This is a genomic window from Micromonospora sp. LOL_013 (assembly GCF_048060315.1).
Taxonomy (GTDB): Bacteria; Actinomycetota; Actinomycetes; order Mycobacteriales; family Micromonosporaceae; genus Micromonospora_E.
Genome location: NZ_JBHMIQ010000009.1, coordinates 1 through 16,443 on the forward strand (window position 1 = coordinate 1; position 16,443 = coordinate 16,443).

General features: G+C 71.1%; 16 protein-coding genes, 1 tRNA gene and 1 pseudogene. 11 read left to right on the top strand and 7 right to left on the bottom strand.

Annotation, left to right across the window (positions count from 1 at the left end; genetic code table 11):
- Nucleotides 1-310: 310 nt before the first annotated feature.
- On the bottom strand, nt 311-1,717 hold the full coding sequence (locus ACFHWS_RS07955) for a Tat pathway signal protein (RefSeq protein WP_416567916.1): 1,407 nt from the start codon (nt 1,715-1,717) through the stop codon (nt 311-313).
- A gap of 266 nt (nt 1,718-1,983) precedes the next feature.
- Between ACFHWS_RS07955 and ACFHWS_RS07960 the strand changes: the two genes are divergently transcribed.
- The 5 genes from ACFHWS_RS07960 to ACFHWS_RS07980 are packed head-to-tail and all read left to right on the top strand — an operon-like array spanning nt 1,984 to nt 3,146.
- Complete coding sequence (locus tag ACFHWS_RS07960) at nt 1,984-2,307, top strand: DivIVA domain-containing protein (protein WP_416567917.1); 324 nt, start codon at nt 1,984-1,986, stop codon at nt 2,305-2,307.
- The gene (locus tag ACFHWS_RS07965) at nt 2,304-2,546 is read left to right on the top strand and encodes a hypothetical protein (protein ID WP_416567918.1); all 243 of its coding nucleotides are present in this window, start codon (nt 2,304-2,306) and stop codon (nt 2,544-2,546) included. The genes ACFHWS_RS07960 and ACFHWS_RS07965 overlap by 4 nt, the downstream gene beginning before the upstream one ends.
- Nucleotides 2,539-2,742: a hypothetical protein gene (locus ACFHWS_RS07970; protein WP_416567919.1), complete on the top strand. Its 204-nt coding sequence runs from the start codon at nt 2,539-2,541 to the stop codon at nt 2,740-2,742. The genes ACFHWS_RS07965 and ACFHWS_RS07970 overlap by 8 nt, the downstream gene beginning before the upstream one ends.
- On the top strand, nt 2,739-2,954 hold the full coding sequence (locus ACFHWS_RS07975; protein WP_416567920.1) for a flavin reductase: 216 nt from the start codon (nt 2,739-2,741) through the stop codon (nt 2,952-2,954). Before ACFHWS_RS07970 ends, ACFHWS_RS07975 begins: the two co-directional genes overlap by 4 nt.
- Nucleotides 2,955-3,146 (top strand): hypothetical protein, encoded by a 192-nt coding sequence (locus ACFHWS_RS07980; RefSeq protein ID WP_281555796.1) that lies wholly within the window; start codon nt 2,955-2,957, stop codon nt 3,144-3,146. It abuts the gene before it with no gap.
- Between the two features lie 87 nt (nt 3,147-3,233).
- Here ACFHWS_RS07980 and ACFHWS_RS07985 read toward each other — a convergent pair.
- Nucleotides 3,234-3,310, bottom strand: a tRNA-Pro gene (locus ACFHWS_RS07985).
- Between the two features lie 109 nt (nt 3,311-3,419).
- On the bottom strand, nt 3,420-4,313 hold the full coding sequence (locus tag ACFHWS_RS07990; RefSeq protein WP_416567921.1) for a metallophosphoesterase: 894 nt from the start codon (nt 4,311-4,313) through the stop codon (nt 3,420-3,422).
- A gap of 25 nt (nt 4,314-4,338) precedes the next feature.
- On the opposite strand from ACFHWS_RS07990, the gene ACFHWS_RS07995 reads away from it, so the two are divergent.
- Entirely contained in the window at nt 4,339-4,794 is a 456-nt protein-coding gene (locus tag ACFHWS_RS07995) for a GatB/YqeY domain-containing protein (protein WP_416552074.1), read from the top strand.
- A 151-nt stretch (nt 4,795-4,945) separates the two neighbouring features.
- Here the strand turns inward: ACFHWS_RS07995 and ACFHWS_RS08000 are convergent, their stop codons facing one another.
- A complete protein-coding gene (locus ACFHWS_RS08000; RefSeq protein ID WP_416567958.1) occupies nt 4,946-7,390 on the bottom strand; it encodes a penicillin-binding protein in 2,445 nt (814 codons plus the stop codon).
- A 393-nt stretch (nt 7,391-7,783) separates the two neighbouring features.
- On the opposite strand from ACFHWS_RS08000, the gene ACFHWS_RS08005 reads away from it, so the two are divergent.
- A complete protein-coding gene (locus tag ACFHWS_RS08005) occupies nt 7,784-8,080 on the top strand; it encodes a WhiB family transcriptional regulator (RefSeq protein WP_123603865.1) in 297 nt (98 codons plus the stop codon).
- Between the two features lie 54 nt (nt 8,081-8,134).
- On the opposite strand, the gene ACFHWS_RS08010 is transcribed toward ACFHWS_RS08005, so the two are convergent.
- From ACFHWS_RS08010 to ACFHWS_RS08020, 3 genes are read right to left on the bottom strand one after another with little or no spacing between them, the layout of a single operon-like run.
- A complete protein-coding gene (locus ACFHWS_RS08010) occupies nt 8,135-9,280 on the bottom strand; it encodes an ArsA family ATPase (RefSeq protein ID WP_416552073.1) in 1,146 nt (381 codons plus the stop codon).
- Nucleotides 9,281-9,317: 37 nt separating this feature from the next.
- Nucleotides 9,318-10,328, bottom strand: a complete 1,011-nt coding sequence (locus ACFHWS_RS08015) for an ArsA family ATPase (RefSeq protein WP_416552072.1) — start codon at nt 10,326-10,328, stop codon at nt 9,318-9,320.
- Nucleotides 10,329-10,356: 28 nt separating this feature from the next.
- Complete coding sequence (locus ACFHWS_RS08020) at nt 10,357-11,028, bottom strand: hypothetical protein (protein ID WP_416552071.1); 672 nt, start codon at nt 11,026-11,028, stop codon at nt 10,357-10,359.
- A 148-nt stretch (nt 11,029-11,176) separates the two neighbouring features.
- Between ACFHWS_RS08020 and ACFHWS_RS08025 the strand changes: the two genes are divergently transcribed.
- The 4 genes and pseudogenes from ACFHWS_RS08025 to ACFHWS_RS08040 all read left to right on the top strand — a co-directional run.
- Entirely contained in the window at nt 11,177-11,332 is a 156-nt protein-coding gene (locus ACFHWS_RS08025) for a DUF4177 domain-containing protein (RefSeq protein WP_123603862.1), read from the top strand.
- Nucleotides 11,329-11,790 (top strand): RidA family protein, encoded by a 462-nt coding sequence (locus ACFHWS_RS08030; RefSeq protein ID WP_416552070.1) that lies wholly within the window; start codon nt 11,329-11,331, stop codon nt 11,788-11,790. The genes ACFHWS_RS08025 and ACFHWS_RS08030 overlap by 4 nt, the downstream gene beginning before the upstream one ends.
- An 89-nt stretch (nt 11,791-11,879) precedes the next feature.
- Nucleotides 11,880-12,776 (top strand): MBL fold metallo-hydrolase, encoded by an 897-nt coding sequence (locus ACFHWS_RS08035; RefSeq protein WP_416552069.1) that lies wholly within the window; start codon nt 11,880-11,882, stop codon nt 12,774-12,776.
- Nucleotides 12,773-16,363, top strand: a pseudogene (locus ACFHWS_RS08040) (adenylate/guanylate cyclase domain-containing protein); the annotation flags it as partial. The gene ACFHWS_RS08035 and the pseudogene ACFHWS_RS08040, both read left to right, overlap by 4 nt.
- Nucleotides 16,364-16,443 lie beyond the last annotated feature (80 nt).

Genomic DNA, 16,443 nt, shown 5'->3' on the forward strand with positions numbered 1-16,443 from the left:
CCCAATACCGAAACTACTCAACCGAGCTCAAGACGAACCGCGTCGGTGGATCGAGGCTTAGCGTTTGAGGGAGAATCTTGCACCTCTGCTACCTCGATGAGTCGGGCGGCTGCGAGCCTCCCAACAGTAGCCTTCTGCCACTCCGAATCGCTCACCAGTCCGGATCACGTCTGTTTCGTCCTGCCTCCCCTGTGCCGTCTACCCGCACTCCTGCGGAGCAGGCTGCGGCTCTGCCCGCCACACCTTGACGGCGCATTCTGACGGTGGCGGGTCGGGCGGTGCTGCTAGATCCAGAAGATCGTGCATCTGGTCAGGTCTCCGAAGGTATACTTCCATCACGAAGAAGAGCGGCACCGCGCTGATCAAGTTGTTTAGCGAATGAGGGTAGGCGCTGGCCAACGCCACCCAGACGCGCTCGCATGTTCTTCACGGCGGCACGCGCCCGGCCCGACTTGACGCCAGTCATCGCGTCCATGGCCATGTTCCAGTTCGCGGCTGCCTCGCCGAGACGGCCCTGCGCGCACTGCACGTCGCCCAGGTTGGCTAACGTCAGCGTGTGAATACGGCGGTAGACATCTGAGTTTCGAGTCGCAATCGACCGGCGGAGCTGCATCTCGGCGCCCGACATATCTCCCAGATCCCGCAGGGCCTGTCCAGCTTGACTAGCAAGCGAGGTTTCCGTGAAACCGCTGGTCCGAATCCACGGCGGCTCCTCGTCCGGTGCAGATTCCGCAAGGCGCTTCTCGGCAGCAGAGATCGCCGTGGAGGTGCGTGTACGGTCACCTGTTGCCGCGTGACCCCGCGCCACTAGGATCGCGAACAGAGCAGTGGCGGCCGGGGTGGAGCTTCCCTTTGACCAGCCGAGAGCGGATTCCGCGAGGTTGAGCGCCTGTTGCCCGTGACCGAGGTCAACAGCCTGATGAGCCATCGCACGCAGAGTGAACGCTGCAAGTGCGCGGTCGTCGGCTTCATTCGCGAGCCGCAGTGATTGGACGTAGTACCGCTGAGCTAGGCCGTGCAGGGACGAATCAAATGCTTTCCATCCGGCAAGGTAGGTCATCTCCGCAGCCAGGCTGAACATTGCCCTGCGTTCCGAGTCGGACGAGAACCTGCCGCGCAGATAGTCAGCGACATCTGACGAAAGGTATTGAATGACCGCAAGACGGGCGTGGCCGCCGCCGAACCGCTCGTCAGCTCGGCTGAACACCGCCAGCATGTCTCGCACGGCGTCAATCTCGCTGCGGCCTACCGCGACCCCACCGCCTTGTGCGCGTCGCCCTCGGTCTGCGACCTCCTGCCAGGACTCGAAAGGAACCGCGAGCGCAGCCAGCGAGTACAAGGCTTTGAGCGCGAAAGCTCGTCGCTCCAAGTCGGCCCTCCCGATCGTCACGAGGTTGGTGGCGCAGTCGTCCACCCACCAGTCGAGTCCGCCTAGGTCGGCTTCCAGGCTACCGTCCACGTCGAAGCCAAGGTCGGTCGGTGAGACGAGATGACCGAGTCGACGGCTGACCGCTTCGGCGAGGTAGCGAGGGGTTCGACCACTTGGCCGTACCCCTGCGACCCAGTGGCCGACGTGTGACCGATCGCAGGATCGCAGGTCGTCGTTGTGCTCGCGGGCGATGACTCGAACTGCTGCGGCACAGGCATCGTATGACCACCGGCACGCCTTGATCATTTCCCGCAGTTGCTCGTTGCGTTTCCTCTGCTGCCGTGTCATCCGCAGCCTCCCTGGTCGGACCGGCGTTCAACGCGTTCAACGCGTCCAGTGTCCTCACAGGCTACCGGAGGACGCCGACAATCCGTTTACTACAAACAGGTCCTGCCGCACCGGAGTAGAGCGCGGCGATGATCATTGGATGACGAACGATTGCGCTTCGCGATTCGAACTACTAATCGGCTCATCCATAGATGCGAGTTGTCGATCAGCGTGGCCTCCCCTGGCTGTTGGCTGAGCTTTTGGTGTCGAGTTCACGAGGAGAAGTCATGGAGCAGCGGAGCAGGCGGGGGCGGGTGGTGCCTCGGCAGGGCGTACTCGTCGAGCCGTGGCAGGTCAGGGCGATGCAGTTCGACACCCGGTGGCGTGGGCTGGACCCAGCGGCGGTGTACGCGTACCTGCGCGACGTCGCCGACGAGCTGGACCGGCTCACCCGGCAGGCCGCCGTCGACCGGGCCGAGGCCGACTGGCTACGCGAAGGGCTGCGGCAGTGGCGGCAACGCCACGTCGGCTGCCGGTTCAACGACCCGCCCGCCGGCGTCTACCAGTCGGAGCACCAGCGCCAGACCGGCGGCAACGGAGGTCACTGGTGAGCGACGAACCGCGCTGGACCATCCACCTGCCGACCCGGCTCACCGGCATCGAAGCCGCCGCCCGGTTCGCCGCCGCGCTGCGGGACTCGCTGGCCCACCTCGACGTCGTCGACTTCGCCGACACCACACTGTCGGCCACCGACCGCCCGTCGCTGCGTACCCGGGTATGGGGTGACCCCGGCCCCGACCCGGCCGGCGGCGATCCGGTTAGCGACCGCACCGCGTCGGCCGATGGCTGACCCCGTCCCCCGCCAGGTTGAGATCGACCACCTGACGGAGCTGGTCGACCGGCACGCACCGCGCGCCGACGGCTGCGCCTGCGGTGACCCGCTCGCCGCCGCCGGCCGCTGCTGGCGCACCGAGGTCGCGCTCAACCGGCTCCACGATCTCGGCGTCCATGTCGCCGCCGCCGACCAGCCGGAGAACGCCGGATGAGCATGCACGTCCCGGTCCGCCCGAGCTGGGTCTGCGCCGGCTGCGGGCATGCCTGGCCGTGCCTGGACAGCCGGCGACAACTCACGATCGAGTACGCCGACGCCCGCGTCTCCCTGTCGGTCTACCTCGCCACCAACCTGATCGAGGCGATGACCGACCTGCCGACCGGGCAAGGCGGCGACCTCTACTGGCGATTTCTCGGCTGGCTGTAGATGTCGATTTTGCGCCCCGGCGACGAACCGATGCACTACGACGACGGCTCACACCGCTGGATCCCGCCCGACCCCGACTACGACCAGGAGATCTGGGAGAACCAGGTGCGTGAACACCAACACGAGCATCGCGGGCGTCCGGACCCACCCCCGCCCCGCTACCGCCTCATCCGGCGATCCGCCGCCAGGTAAGAAACTCGACTGCACCAGCCAGGGCGCTCAGACACGCAGTTGGACATGCGAAGGGCCGTGTCGTCATCGTCGACACGGCCCTTGACCTGGTCGGGGTGGCCGGATTTGAACCGACGACCTCTTCGTCCCGAACGAAGCGCGCTACCAAACTGCGCCACACCCCGAGGTCCGCTGGGCAATACTAGCCCACCGGCCCGGCAGGGCAAATCCGGTATCCCCGGTGCGCCGCCGACGCCCCCGGGTGGCGCGTCACCGGACGCCGGCTGACCTGCGTCAGCGTGCGATCAGGGTCAGCAGGGTGGCCTCTGGTGGGCAGGCGAACCGGACCGGCGCGGTCGGGTGGGTGCCCAGCCCGGCCGAGACGTGCAGCCACGAGTCGGTGCCCGGCCACCGGTGCAGGCCCTTGGCCATCGACCGGGGCAGATCGCAGTTGGTGACCAGGGCGCCGACGAACGGCATGCAGACCTGCCCGCCGTGGGTGTGTCCGGCGAGCAGCAGGTCGAGCCCGTCGGCGGCCATCTCGTCCAGCACCCGGGGCTCGGGGGAGTGGGTCAGGCCGAGACTCAGGTCGGCCTCCGGCGACGGCCGGCCGGCGACGGCGGCGTAGTCGTCGCGCTCGATGTGCGGGTCGTCCACCCCGGCCGCGTCGATCAGCCGGCCGCCGGCCTTGAATGACGCCCGGCGGTTGTTCAGGTCGTGCCAGCCGGCGCCGACCAGCACCTCGCGCAGCTCCTCGAACGGCAGGTCCGGGCCGGGTCGGTAGTCCCGCTCGGGCAGCAGGTAGCCCAGCGGGTTCTTCCACACCGGGCCGGTGTAGTCGTTGGACCCGAAGACGAACGCGCCGGGCAGGTCCAGCAGCGGCTGCAGGGCGCGCAGCGCGCCCGGCACGGCGTCCGGGTCGGCCAGGTTGTCGCCGGTGACCACGACCAGGTCCGGGTCCAGCCCGGCCAGCGCCGCCACCCAGGCCTGTTTGCGCCGCTGGTCGGGCATCATGTGCATGTCGGACAGGTGCAGGATGCGCAGCGGTTCCGCGTCCGGCGCGAGCACCGGCACGTCGAACCGGCGCAGGGTGAACATGTTGCGCTCGATGAGCGAGGCGTACGCCAGGGTGGCGGCGCCGAGTGCTGCGGTGCCGGCGGCGAGCCGGAATACGGTGCGCTTTCGCATGCCGACCAGGGTAGTTTGGCCACTCATGAGCACCGTGAAGGACCGCCTGACTGCTGACATGCGAGCCGCGTTGAAGGCCCGTGACGAGCTGACCACCTCCACCCTGCGGATGGCGCTGGCCGCGATCGGCAACGCCGAGGTCGCCGGCAGGGCCAAGCGGGAGCTGTCCGACGAGGAGGCGTTGGCCGTGCTGACCAAGGAGGCGAAGAAGCGCCGGGAGGCGGCTGCGGCTTTCGCCGACGCCGGCCGGGTCGACCAGGCAGCCAAGGAGCGGGCAGAGGGCGAGGTGCTGGACCGCTACCTGCCGCGTCAGCTCGACGACGAGGCGTTGGCCGGCATCGTCGCCACCGCGTTGGCCGAGGGTGGGTTCGCCGGCAAGGCCCAGATGGGCCCGGCCATGAAGGCGGCCCAGGCCGCGGTGGCCGGCCAGGCCGAGGGGGGCCGGGTGGCAGCCGAGGTACGCCGTCAGCTCGGACTGTGAGCGTCGGCTGGCGCTGTACGCATGCATGATCCGATGCGCCTCATCTGATACCCGCCCGGCGTGTCGCGTCGAAGAGACGAATCTGATCATGAAGTAGCGACAGGGGCGGGCACCGATCATCGGTGCCCGCCCCGCCGTTCGTTACCGTCGGTCAGTCGTCCGGGTTGCCGGGACGGCCCGGCCCGTTGCCGGGACCGTTGCCCGGACCACCGTCACCGTCACCGTCGCCCGGGCTCGGCTGGGCCCCCTGGCCGTTGCTGACCCGGATGATCACCACGCCGCCCTTGATGGTGCGGCCGCTGGGGCTGGTGCCGGCGGCGGTGCCGGCCGGGCAGGTGGAGTCGACCGCACCGGATCGGTCCACCTCGACCTCGAATCCGGCGCCGGCCAGCCGGGACCGGGCGTTGTCGATCGACTGGCACTGCACGCCCGGGATGGAGCGCTGCTCGCCGCGGACCAGTTTGCCGCTCGGTGCCTTGAACTGCTGCTTCTCCTTGCCCTTCATCGCATCCCGCAGCGTCTCGTAGACCGCCGGGTTGACGATGTTGTGCGACATGGTGGCGTTGGTGTCGGCCCAGTCCGGGTCGGCCAGCACCCCGGCGACGGCGAGCTGCTTGGTAGTCACCACCATGGTGGCGGTCTTCTCCGCGTCGGTGGTGCCGGTCTTGCCGGCCACCGGGTGCCCGACGACGCTACGCACGCCGCTGGCGGTGCGGCCCCGGCACTGCGACGTCGACGAGTTGTCGCCGACCGGGCAGCGCGCCGCGTCGATCGCGGCCCGGGCCACCTCGGTGGAGACCACCTGCTTGCACTGCGGCTGGGCGATGTCCAGGCTGTTGCCGTCCTGGTCGCGGATCTCCTTGACCGGGATCGGCTTGCAGTACTTGCCGTCGGCGGCGAGCGTGGCGTAGGCGTTCGCCATCTCCAGCGGCGTGGTGCTGGACACGCCGAGGGTGAAGGCGCCCCACTGGTTGGCGCCCTCCGGGTCGGCGGCGAACCGGGCGTCGTTGGAAGCCCGGAAGGTGATGCCGAGGCGCTGCGCCACATCGACGGCGGAGGCCGCGCCGACCCGCTCCTGCAACGGCACGAAGTACGTGTTGACCGAGGCGCCGAAGGCGCTCCACATGTTGTGTACGCCGTTCATGCTGGAGCTGGCATTCTTCGGGCAGTACTTGTTGGTGCCCGCGCAGGCGGCCGGGCTGCCCCGTTCGACGATGTACTTCGACTCGTACGGGCTCTTCGCGTTGATCGTGTACTCCAGCGGGTAGCCCTTCTCCAGGGCCGCCACCAGCGGGAAGATCTTGAACGTCGAGCCGAACTGGTAACCGGTGATGTCACCGCCACCGGTGAGCAGCGGGTTCGTCGTGTTCGGGTAGGTGCCCCGGATGCCCTTGTCGGCCTTCTTCGGGTCGCTGGAGAGCTTGTTCTTCGGGTTGTCCGGGTCGTCGAGCTTGTAGTTGCGGTTGACCGCCATGCCGCGTACGTACCCGGTGCCCGGCTCGACCGCCGCCACCATCAGCGCGTGCTTGCTGCCGGTCTTCAGGGCGTTCTCGACGGCCTTCTTCGCCGCGTCCTGCGTCTGCAGGTCGAGGCTGGTGACGATGTGGTAGCCGCCGCTCTTGAGCCGTCGCTCCCGGTCGTAGCTGGTGGCGCCGAACGTCTCCTGCTCCATCCACCAGCGGTAGAAGAAGTCGCAGAAGAAGCCCCAGTGGTTCTTGTTGGCGGCGACGCAGCCGTTCGGCGCGCGCTTGCCGTTGACGACCAGCTCGACGGCCTTGGCCTCGTCGGCTTCCTCCTGGGTGATCGCCCCGGTCTTCACCATGTTGTCAATGACGTAGTTGCGCCGGTCGACGGCCTGTGGGTAACCGCCCGGCGTGGTCGGGTCGAACGCCGTCGGGGCCTTGACCAGGCCGGCGAGCATGGCGGCCTCGTCGATGGTGAGGTCCGCCGGCTGCTTGCTGAAGTAGACCTGGCTGGCCGCGAAGACGCCGTACGCGCCGTTGCCGAACGGGGCGATGTTGAGGTAGCGCTCCAGCACCTCGTCCTTGGTCATCTCCTTGGTGAGCTGCATCGCGTACTTCATCTCGCGCAGCTTCCGGGCGTTGGTGTCCTCGGTGGCGGCGATCACGTCCTCAGGGTGGGTCGCCGAGTAGGCGATGGCCAGCCGGACGTACTGCATGGTCAGCGTCGAGGCGCCCTGAGTGGTCTCGCCGGCACCCTGGTTGGCGACGAAGGCCCGTGCGACGCCCTTGACGTCGACCCCGTTGTGCTCGTAGAAGTTGTGGTCCTCGGCCGCGATGATCGCCGCCCGCATGATCGGCGCGACGTCCTTGAGCGGGACGTCGCGGCGGTTCTCGTCGTACATCGCGGCGAGCGTGGTCTTGCCGTCGGCGGCGTACAGGTAGCTGATCTGCGGCGCCCGCTTGACGGTCAGCTCGCTGGGCAGCTTGTCGAAGGTCTCCGCGCCTGCCTTGGCTGCCAGGCCCGACATCGCCACCGCGGGGAACGCGGCAGCGGCGACCACCACGCCGGCCAGCAGCCCGCAGATCAGCAGCGATGCGGCGTTGGTCAGTGGGTTGTGGTCTCGCTTCCGCATCAAGGTCACCCAGTCAGGGTACGTGAGGGACTTAAGAGGTCGCCGTGTGGCGCACCTGTGCATTTCCTGCCGGCTCCGGCCTCGTTGTGCTAAACGCAGAGACCCGTCCGCCGGTTGTGGTCTCCGTCGCCTACTTCTCCCCCGGGAGGTGTGGGAGGCGGGTTTCCCCGTTTCCGCCTCGGGTATCTCTGCCCGGCAGAGCGCCCGACAAGTGCGTTGTGTCCGGATAGGTGGATTTCGTCGATAACGTTGCGCAATCATCCGACTACAGATCATGATGGTCCGGCGAGGATCGCACGGCGGCGTGCTGCGGGGGAAAGCAGCGTCGGCCGCCCGGCTTGCCGACTGACTCCACCGGTTGCAAGCGGAAATTGCTAGGGGGGACGTGGAACGATGGGCATGATCGCTGATTGGCCCAGCCTGGCGGCGTGCCAGAGCGGAGACCCGGACGCGTTGTTCGTGCAGGGCGCTGAGCAGAACGTGGCCAAGCGCATCTGCCGGGGCTGCCCGGTCCGGTACGAGTGCCTGGCCGACGCACTCGACAACCGGATCGAATTCGGGGTCTGGGGCGGCATGACCGAACGGGAACGGCGGGCCCTGCTGCGCCGGCACCCGCAGGTGGCGAGCTGGCGCAAGATGTTCGAAGCAGCCATGCGGGACCGCGAAAAGGTGCTCGTCGCCACCAAGTGATCCGCTGAACCGGGAGCTGTGCGCGCGACCAGAGGGAGCCGCGCAGGATCAGGCTCAGCCGGCGACCGTGTGGCCGATCGTCCGTAGCCCGTCGACGTCGTGCACGTCGGCGGGCTGCGCGCGGACGGTCGCCACCGGCACCTGCGGGAACGCGTCGGTGAACATCGCCGCCACCCGGCGCTCCCGCGCCGACTGCTGTGCCACGGCGGCGTGCACCCGCAGCACCTCCGCCGTCGCCGGATGCCCACCGTCGCGGTCCAGCTCCCGCGCGGCGGTCAGGCTCCGCTCGGCGGACAACCCGGGGACGGCCGGTTCGTGCACCCGATTGAGTACCAGCCCGGCGAGCGGCATCCGCTCCGCGCCGAGCCGACCGGCGAAGTACGCCGCCTCCCGTACCGCATCCGGCTCCGGTGCCGCGACCAGCAGAAACGCCGTCTCGTCGGCCTGCAGGACCCGGTACGTCTGCTCGGCCCGCTGCCGGAAGCCGCCGAACATCGAGTCCAGCGCCGCCACGAAACCGGACAGGTCACTGAGCAACTGGGCGCCGAGGATCTTCTGTACCGCCCGGGAGAACACCCCGAACGACGCGGTCACCAGGCTGAACATACTTCGACCACCGGCCCGGGCCGGCGCCAGCAGCAGTCGGAGCATCCGGCCGTCCAGAAAGCGCGCCAACCGGGCCGGCGCGTCCAGGAAATCCAGCGCGGACCGCGACGGCGGCGTGTCGACCACGATCAGATCCCACTCGCCACCGGCGTGCAGCTGGCCCAGCTTCTCCATCGCCATGTACTCCTGCGTGCCAGCGAAGGTCGAGCTCATGGCCTGGTAGAACGGGTTCGCGAAGATCTCGGCGGCCTTGTCCGTGTCGGTGTGCGCGAGCACCACCTCGTCGAAGGTGCGCTTCATGTCCAGCATCATGGCGTGCAACTCGCCGCCGCTGACCTCCGCCTCGATGCCCTTGACCTGCCGGGGAGTGTTGTCCAGCTCGGTCAGGCCCAGTGACTGCGCCAGCCGGCGGGCCGGGTCGATGGTGAGCACCACGGTGCGCCGGCCGTGCCGCTCGGCGGCGCGCAGCGCCAGGGCCGCCGCGGTTGTCGTCTTGCCCACCCCACCAGCACCGCAGCAGACCACGATCCGTACGCCCGGATCCGCCAGGATCCGGTCGACGTCCAGCGGTGGCGCTGCGTGATCAGGAGGCACCTGTCGAGCGTATCGGGGTCGGCCCAGGATTCGCCGATCAAGTCGCTGTGAGGTCGCTTCCAGCGGCTGACCCGGTGCCGGTCAGCAACGCTGCGGCCAGCGTGTCCAGGCCCTCGCGGGTGACCCCGTCCGGCAGCAGCGGCAGCCGGACGATCGGCCGGCCCAACTCGACCAGGTCGGTCAGCAGCGAGTCCTCCAGCGTGCGGCGGGTGAGGTGCTCCTGTGCCTCGGCCCGCAGGCCGGTCACCGTCTCCCGGTCGGTCGGCAGCCCGGCTGCGGCCAGCCCGCGCCGAAGCTGCGTCTGGCCGACCGGCCCGTTGGCGAGCAACGGCGGCCGGGCCGAGTTGACGATCACGTTGCCCACCGGGATGCCCAGCGCGGTCAGGTCGGCGACCGCGTCGAGGGTCTCCTGCACCGGCATCTCCTCCAGCAGGGTCACCACGTGCACCGCGGTGATCGGTGAGCGCAGCAGTACCGCGACGCCCTCGCTCTGGGTCTTGATCGGGCCGACCTTTGCCAGCCGGGCAGCCTCGGCGGTCACGTTCAGGAACCGGCCGATTCGCCCGGTGGGCGGTGCGTCGAGCACCACCGCGTCGTAGACCCGCCGCCGGTCCACCATCCTGGTGGTGGCCTCCTTCACCTTGCCGGTGAGCAGGACGTCGCGTAGCCCGGGAGCGATGGTGGTGGCGAAGTCGATGGCGCCCAGGCGCCGCAGCGCCCGCCCGGCCGCGCCCAGCTTGTAGAACATGTCGAGGTACTCCAGCAGCGCCTCCTCCGGGTCCACCGCCAGGGCGCGGACCTCGCCTCCGGCGGCCGAGGCGGTGATCCGGCGCTCCTGGTACGGCAGCGGCCCGATGCCGAACAGCTGTGCGATGCCCTGGCGGCCCTCCACCTCGGCGAGCAGGGTGCGCTTGCCCGAGCCGGCCAGGGCGAGCGCCAACGCGGCGGCGACACTGGTCTTGCCGGTCCCGCCCTTGCCGGTCACCACATGCAACCGGGACGGCCAGCCGGGTACGGCGGCGACAGGTGACTGCTCGGTGACCCCCACGTCCAACCAGACTAGTGCGCGGCGCGGCTCAGTTGACGTCGCAGACGAACCAGCCGGACTTCTGCACCACCACGAAGCTGAGATCCTGCTCCGCGCTGCGCTCGTCCTCGGTGACCATGCGCACGGTGACCGAGACGACTGCCCGATCTTCGTCCTGCTCATCGACGGTCGGCACGTTCCACTCGAACTGCGGGTTGCGGTACGTCGACGAGTAGCCCTCGATCTCCTCCACCTTCTCAATCAGCGCGGACTCGTCCCGGGCCTCCCGGCAGACCAGGTCGGCTGCGGCCGTGACGTCCCGGTCGGTGTACACGGCGTGGAGGAAATCGTCCACGGCGGCGACCGGTTCGGCCGCGCCGCTACCCGTCTCCAAGTTGTTGATCACCAGGAATGCCGCGATGCCGCCACCACCGCAGAGCAGCAGTACGACACCGAGCACCACCGAGGTGATCAGCAGGCCGCGTCGGCGGCCGGCGGCGGCCGCGGCGGTCTGACCCGGCGGCGGCGGACTCGGCGGGCCACCCGGTGCCGCCGCGAACGGCGCAGCGGTGGGACGCTGCCAGGGCGGCGGCGGGATCGACTGCCCCGGCACTGTCGGCTGCGCCTCGGTCGGCTGTGCGTCCGGCGCCGGTGGCTGTGCGTCCGGCGCTGGTGGCTGTGCGTCCGGTGGCTGTGCCTCGCCACTGGGCGGTTGCGTCATCCTCATCCCCAGGTTCAGGTCTCGTCGTGGGCGGACCGTAGCCGCCACCAGACGATCAGGGTATCTGGCCGATGCACCCGGATCACCGTCCCGGCCGTTGGCCGTAGGCTGTGGCGGTTGCCGAATCAGAGCTAGGAGCCGTAACGCGATGCAGAAGTGGGAGTACGTAACCGTGCCGCTGCTGGTGCATGCCACCAAGCAGATCCTCGACAACTGGGGCGAGGACGGCTGGGAACTGGTCACCGTGATTCCCGGCCCCAACCCGGACCAGCTGGTGGCGTACCTGAAGCGGCCGAAGTCGTGACCGGCGGCCCGCACGCCCGCCTCACCGAACTGGGGCTGAGCCTGCCGACCGTGGTTCCGCCGGTGGCCGCCTACGTTCCGGCGGTCCGCTCCGGTCAGCAGGTCTACGTCTCCGGCCAGCTGCCGATGGCCGACGGAGCGCTGCTCGCCGTCGGCAAGGTCGGCGCCGAGGTCACCCCCGAACAGGGCAGGGAACTTGCCGCTCGGTGTGCGTTGAACGCGCTCGCCGCGATCGACGCCCTGGTCGGTCTCGACGCCGTGACCCGGATCGTCAAGGTCACCGGGTTCGTCGCCTCGGCCGCCGGGTTCACCGGCCAGCCCGCCGTGATCAACGGTGCATCCGAGCTGTTCGGCGAGGTCTTCGGCGATGCCGGCCGGCACGCCCGCAGCGCCGTCGGGGTGGCCGAGCTTCCGCTCGGCGCGCCGGTCGAGGTGGAGGTCGTCGTCGAGGTCTCCTGACCCGGTCCGCGCCGGCCGAGCGCCGGCCGGCACCCGAGCGGGTTGAAGAAGTCTCGGCGAAGTCACCGCGCGGCCGTACCATCGCAGCCATGACCGCGCACGTCACCACCCCTGCCGCGGCCCTGGCCAGTGATCTGCCGGGCTGGGCGACCCTGGTGCGGGCACCCAACCCCGGGCCGATGACGCTGGACGGCACCAACACCTGGGTGCTGCGTCGGCCGGGTGAGCGGTACGGCGTTCTCGTCGACCCGGGTCCGGCCGACGCCGGCCACCTCGACCGGCTGGCGGCGCACGGCCCGTACTCGATGATCCTGGTGACTCACGGGCACCCGGACCACGTCGAGGCGGTGCCGGCGGCCGCCGAGCGGTTCCGGGCCCCGGTACGCGGTCCGGCGGCCGACGAACGGGGCGAAGCCGCCGACCGCGACGGGGAAGCCCTCGACCGGCGGGCGGCGGAGGCGACCCGGCTCGGCGACGGGACCGTGCTGGACGTCGCCGGGCTGACCGTCACCGTGCTGGCCACCCCCGGCCACACCGCCGACTCGGCCTGCTTCCTGGTCGCCGGGCCGGACGGGCGGGAGGCCGTGCTGACCGGTGACACCATCCTCGGCCGGGGCACCACCGTGGTCGCCTGGCCCGACGGCGACCTCGGCGACTACCTGGCCAGCCTGCGGCGACTCGCGGCGTACGACCAGGTCACGGCGCTGCCGGGGCACGGCCCGGCGCTGACCGACTGCGCCGCCGCCGCCCGGTTCTACCTGGCCCACCGGCAGGCCCGGCTGGACCAGGTCCGCCAGGTGGTGGCCCGGGGCGTGACCGAACCGGCGGCCGTTGTCGCCGAGGTGTACGCCACCGTCGACCGGGCACTGTGGCCGGCCGCCGAGTGGTCGGTCCGGGCACAGCTCGCCTACCTGGACGCCTTGACCTACAGCGTGGCCGGTGACCGGGAATCGACACCGGGGTGGACCGGGTTGGACCGCCAGTGACCTGCCCGGTGTGCGGAACCGTCGCGGTACCCGGCGCGCGGTTCTGCCACAACTGTGGCGGTGCGCTGCCGGCCGCTGCCTTCCTACCGGCTGCCGAACGCCGGGTGGTCACCGTGCTCTTCGGCGATTTATCCGACTTTACCTCCTGGTCGGAGGATCTCGACCCGGAACGGGTCGGTGCCGTCACCGACCGGGTGCTCGCCGCCCTGGCCGGGGCGGTCAAGACGTTCGGCGGGCACGTCGACAAGCTGACCGGTGACGGGATCATGGCGGTCTTCGGCGCCCCGGTCGCCCACGAGGACGACGCCGAGCGTGCGGTACGGGCCGCGCTCAGCATGCAGCGGGCGGTGCGGCGGGTGCTCGACGACGAGCGGGGCGGCGGCGCCCCGCTCGGCCTGCGGGTCGGCCTGAACACCGGTGACGTGGTCGCCGGCATTCAGGCGGCCATCGAGTACACGGTGATCGGCGACACGGTCAACACCGCCGCGCGGCTCGCCGACGCGGCGGCGGTCGGCGCGGTGTACGCCGGCGCCGGCACCGTGACCGGCACCCGGCACGTCGCCGCCTGGCGGGAGCTGCGCCCGCTGCGGCTGAAGGGCAAACGCGCCCCGGTCGAGGCGTACGAGCTGCTCGGTCTGCACGACGCACCGGGCACCCGGTCGGGCATCGGCGACCAGGCCCCGTTCGTCGGGCGGGAGGCCGAGATCGGCCGGCTGGCCGGCCGGCTCACCGAGGTGATCGACCACGGCGACCCTCGGGTGCTGGTGCTCACCGCGGAGGCCGGCATCGGCAAGTCCCGGTTCGCCGTCGAGGTCGAGCGGTACGCCGCCGGTTACGACGTCGGCACCGGACGGTACGCGGCACCCACCGGCGCGCGGGCGCTCTCGGTCCGCTGCGCCGCCTTCGGTGAGCGGCGTCGGCTGGCCCCACTGGCCGACCTGGTGCGGATCGCGGCCGGCCTGCCCCGGGACAGCTCCACCGCGGTCACCCGCCCGGTGGTCGAGGAGCGGCTGCGCCGTCTCGGGCAACGATTGGCCCGGGTCCGTCCGGAGCCGCCGCCGCTCTCCGTCGACCTGCTGCTGACTCTGCTCGGGTACGCGGATCCACCGGCCGCCGCGCACCCGTCGTCGGGCCCGGCCGACCTGACCACGGACGCTCCGGTGCTCGACGCCGAGGCGATCCCGAGCGCGGTGGCCGACCTGCTCAGCGCCCTGGCCCGGGAGGCGCCGTTGCTGATCGTGGTCGACGACCTGCACGACGCTCTGCCGGACACCGTCGAGGTGCTCGGCGAGACGTTGTCCCGGCTCACCGGTCCGGTACTGGTGCTGCTGCTAGGCCGACCCGAGCTGGTGCGTACCGCCGGGGTGCTGACCGGGGTGGCCGACGCCGAGGTGCACCCATTGCCGCCGCTGCGCGGGTCCGACGCGGCCCGGCTACTCACCTCGTACCTGGGCGGTGGGCGGCTGCCGCAACCCGACGTGGACCGGCTGCTGGCCACCGCCCAGGGCAACCCGTTCTACCTGGCCGAGCTGGTCACCCTGCTGATCGAGCGGGGCGCGCTGACCCGGACCGGTCCGTCGGCCGACGCCGACGCCGCTGGCGGCGACAGCGCGGACTGGCGGCTGGCACCCGGGTCGCTGAGCAGCCGGCTGCTCTCCCGGGACCTGGCCGCAGTGCTGGCCGCCCGGATCGACGCGTTGCCGGCCGACGCCCGGTCGGTGCTGCGTGACGCTGCGGTGGTCGGCGACGTGGTGCCGGACGGCACCTTGGAGTCGTTGCGGGACCGGCGGGACGGCCGGCCGGCGGCGGTGGTGGCGGTCGAGCTCGACCGGGCAGTCGAGGAGTTGCTGCAGCGACGCATGCTGCACCGCACCCGGGTCGGTTTCGCCTTCCCGACCCCGCTGATGCGGGAGGCCGCCTATGCCGGGATCGGCAAGGCCGACCTGGCGGAACGGCACGCGTGTCTGGCCCGGTGGGCGGCCGGGGCCGACGCGCCAGCGGCGGTCGGCACCGGCCCGGCGAGCGGTGGGCCGGGCGGGATGAGTCCGGCGCTGCGGGACGTGTTCGTCGCCGATCACGTCGAACGGGCCGTCGGCCTGGCCGAGGCGGTCGGGCTGCGCCCGGACTCGGCGGCCCGCGCCGTCGGGCCGCTGGGAGTCGCGGCGCTGGGCCGGGCGGCCCGCCGGGCGATCGCGGTCGGTGAACCGGAGTTGGCCGTGGAGTACGCCGAGCGGGCGTCCGCGCTCGGCGGGGACATGGTGCCGAAGGCCGACCGGCTGGTCTACGCCCGCGCGCTGCTGCAGACCGGGCGGCCGGCCGAGGCGTTGGCCACCGCCGAGAAGGTGCTCGCCAACGCCGGTGAGGATGCCGCAGCCCGGGCCGGTGCCCTGCTGGTGTCCGGTCGGGCCCACCGGGCGGTGGGCGACGCCGCCCGTGCGGTGGCGGTGTGGCGTGAGGCGTTGCGGGTGGCCACCGACGTAGGGCTGCCCGCCGAGCGGGCGGAGGCGATGCGCCGACTCGGGATGGCCGACTTCCTGGCCGGCCGGCTCAGCCGGGCGAGCAGCCGGTTCGCTGCGGCGTACCAGGTGAACCTGGCAGCTGGCGACCGGCGTGGGCAGGCCTGGTCGTTGCAGAGCCTGGCGTGGGTGACCACGATGCGCGGCGACTTCGCCGGCGCCGACGCGGTGCTGAACCGGGCGGCGCGGCTGTTCGTCGAGCTGGACGACCCGGTGGGGCGGGCCTGGCTGCGGGGCACCACCGCGTTCGCCCGGCTGCTCTCCGGCCGGTTGGCCGACGCCCGCCGGTTGGCCCGGGTTTTCCTGCCGTTCGGCGAGCGGGTGGGGGAGGCGTGGGCGGTCGGCACGCTGCGGGCGGTCGAGGCGTTCGCCGCGGCCGAGTTGGGTGAGTTGGCCGAGGCGGACCAGTCGGCGCGGCGCGCGTACCGGGATTTCGACAGCGCGGCCGACGACTGGGGTCGGGGCTTCGCGTTGCTGGCGCGGGGGGTGGTCGCGCGCGGGCTCGGCCAGTGGGAACACGCCGCCGATCTGCTCTCCGACGCGCTGGCCCAGGGCGAGCGGATAGATCACCCGTTGCTGATCGGGATGGCCGGAACGCTGCGCGGCTTCGTCGCCCTGGAGTGCGGTGACGTGGCCGGTGCCGAGCGGTTGGCGCAGTCGGTGCTGACGTCGGTCGAGCCGCATGACCCGTTGGCCGCCGTCCAGGTGGCGCCACGGGTGCTGCTCGCCTCGGCGCGGCTGGCGGCGGGTGACCCACCGACCGCGGTCGGGCTGCTGGCACCGGTCGCGACCGCGATGGACAGCCCGGCGGTGTTGTTCTCCCGGCGTCAGACGTTGGCCCGGTACGCGGCGGCGCTGCTCGCCGACGGGCAGCCGGAGCCGGCGCTGCACTGGGCCCGGCGGGCGTTGGACTCGCCAGCGGAGGACGTCCGCAGCCAGGTCGTCGGGTTCGGTGTGCTGGCCTCCGCGCTCGCCGCCAACGGCGAGCAGGTCGCGGCACGGCAGGCAGCTGACCGGGCGGTCAGTCTCGCGTACGGCACCGAGCAGGTCGGCGAACGGGCCGCAGCCGACGCGATAAGGTCTACTGTGGATGACAGTGGCCTGGTCGGCGGGGTGGATCATGGCGGACCCGGGGATGCCGGCCGGGCGGC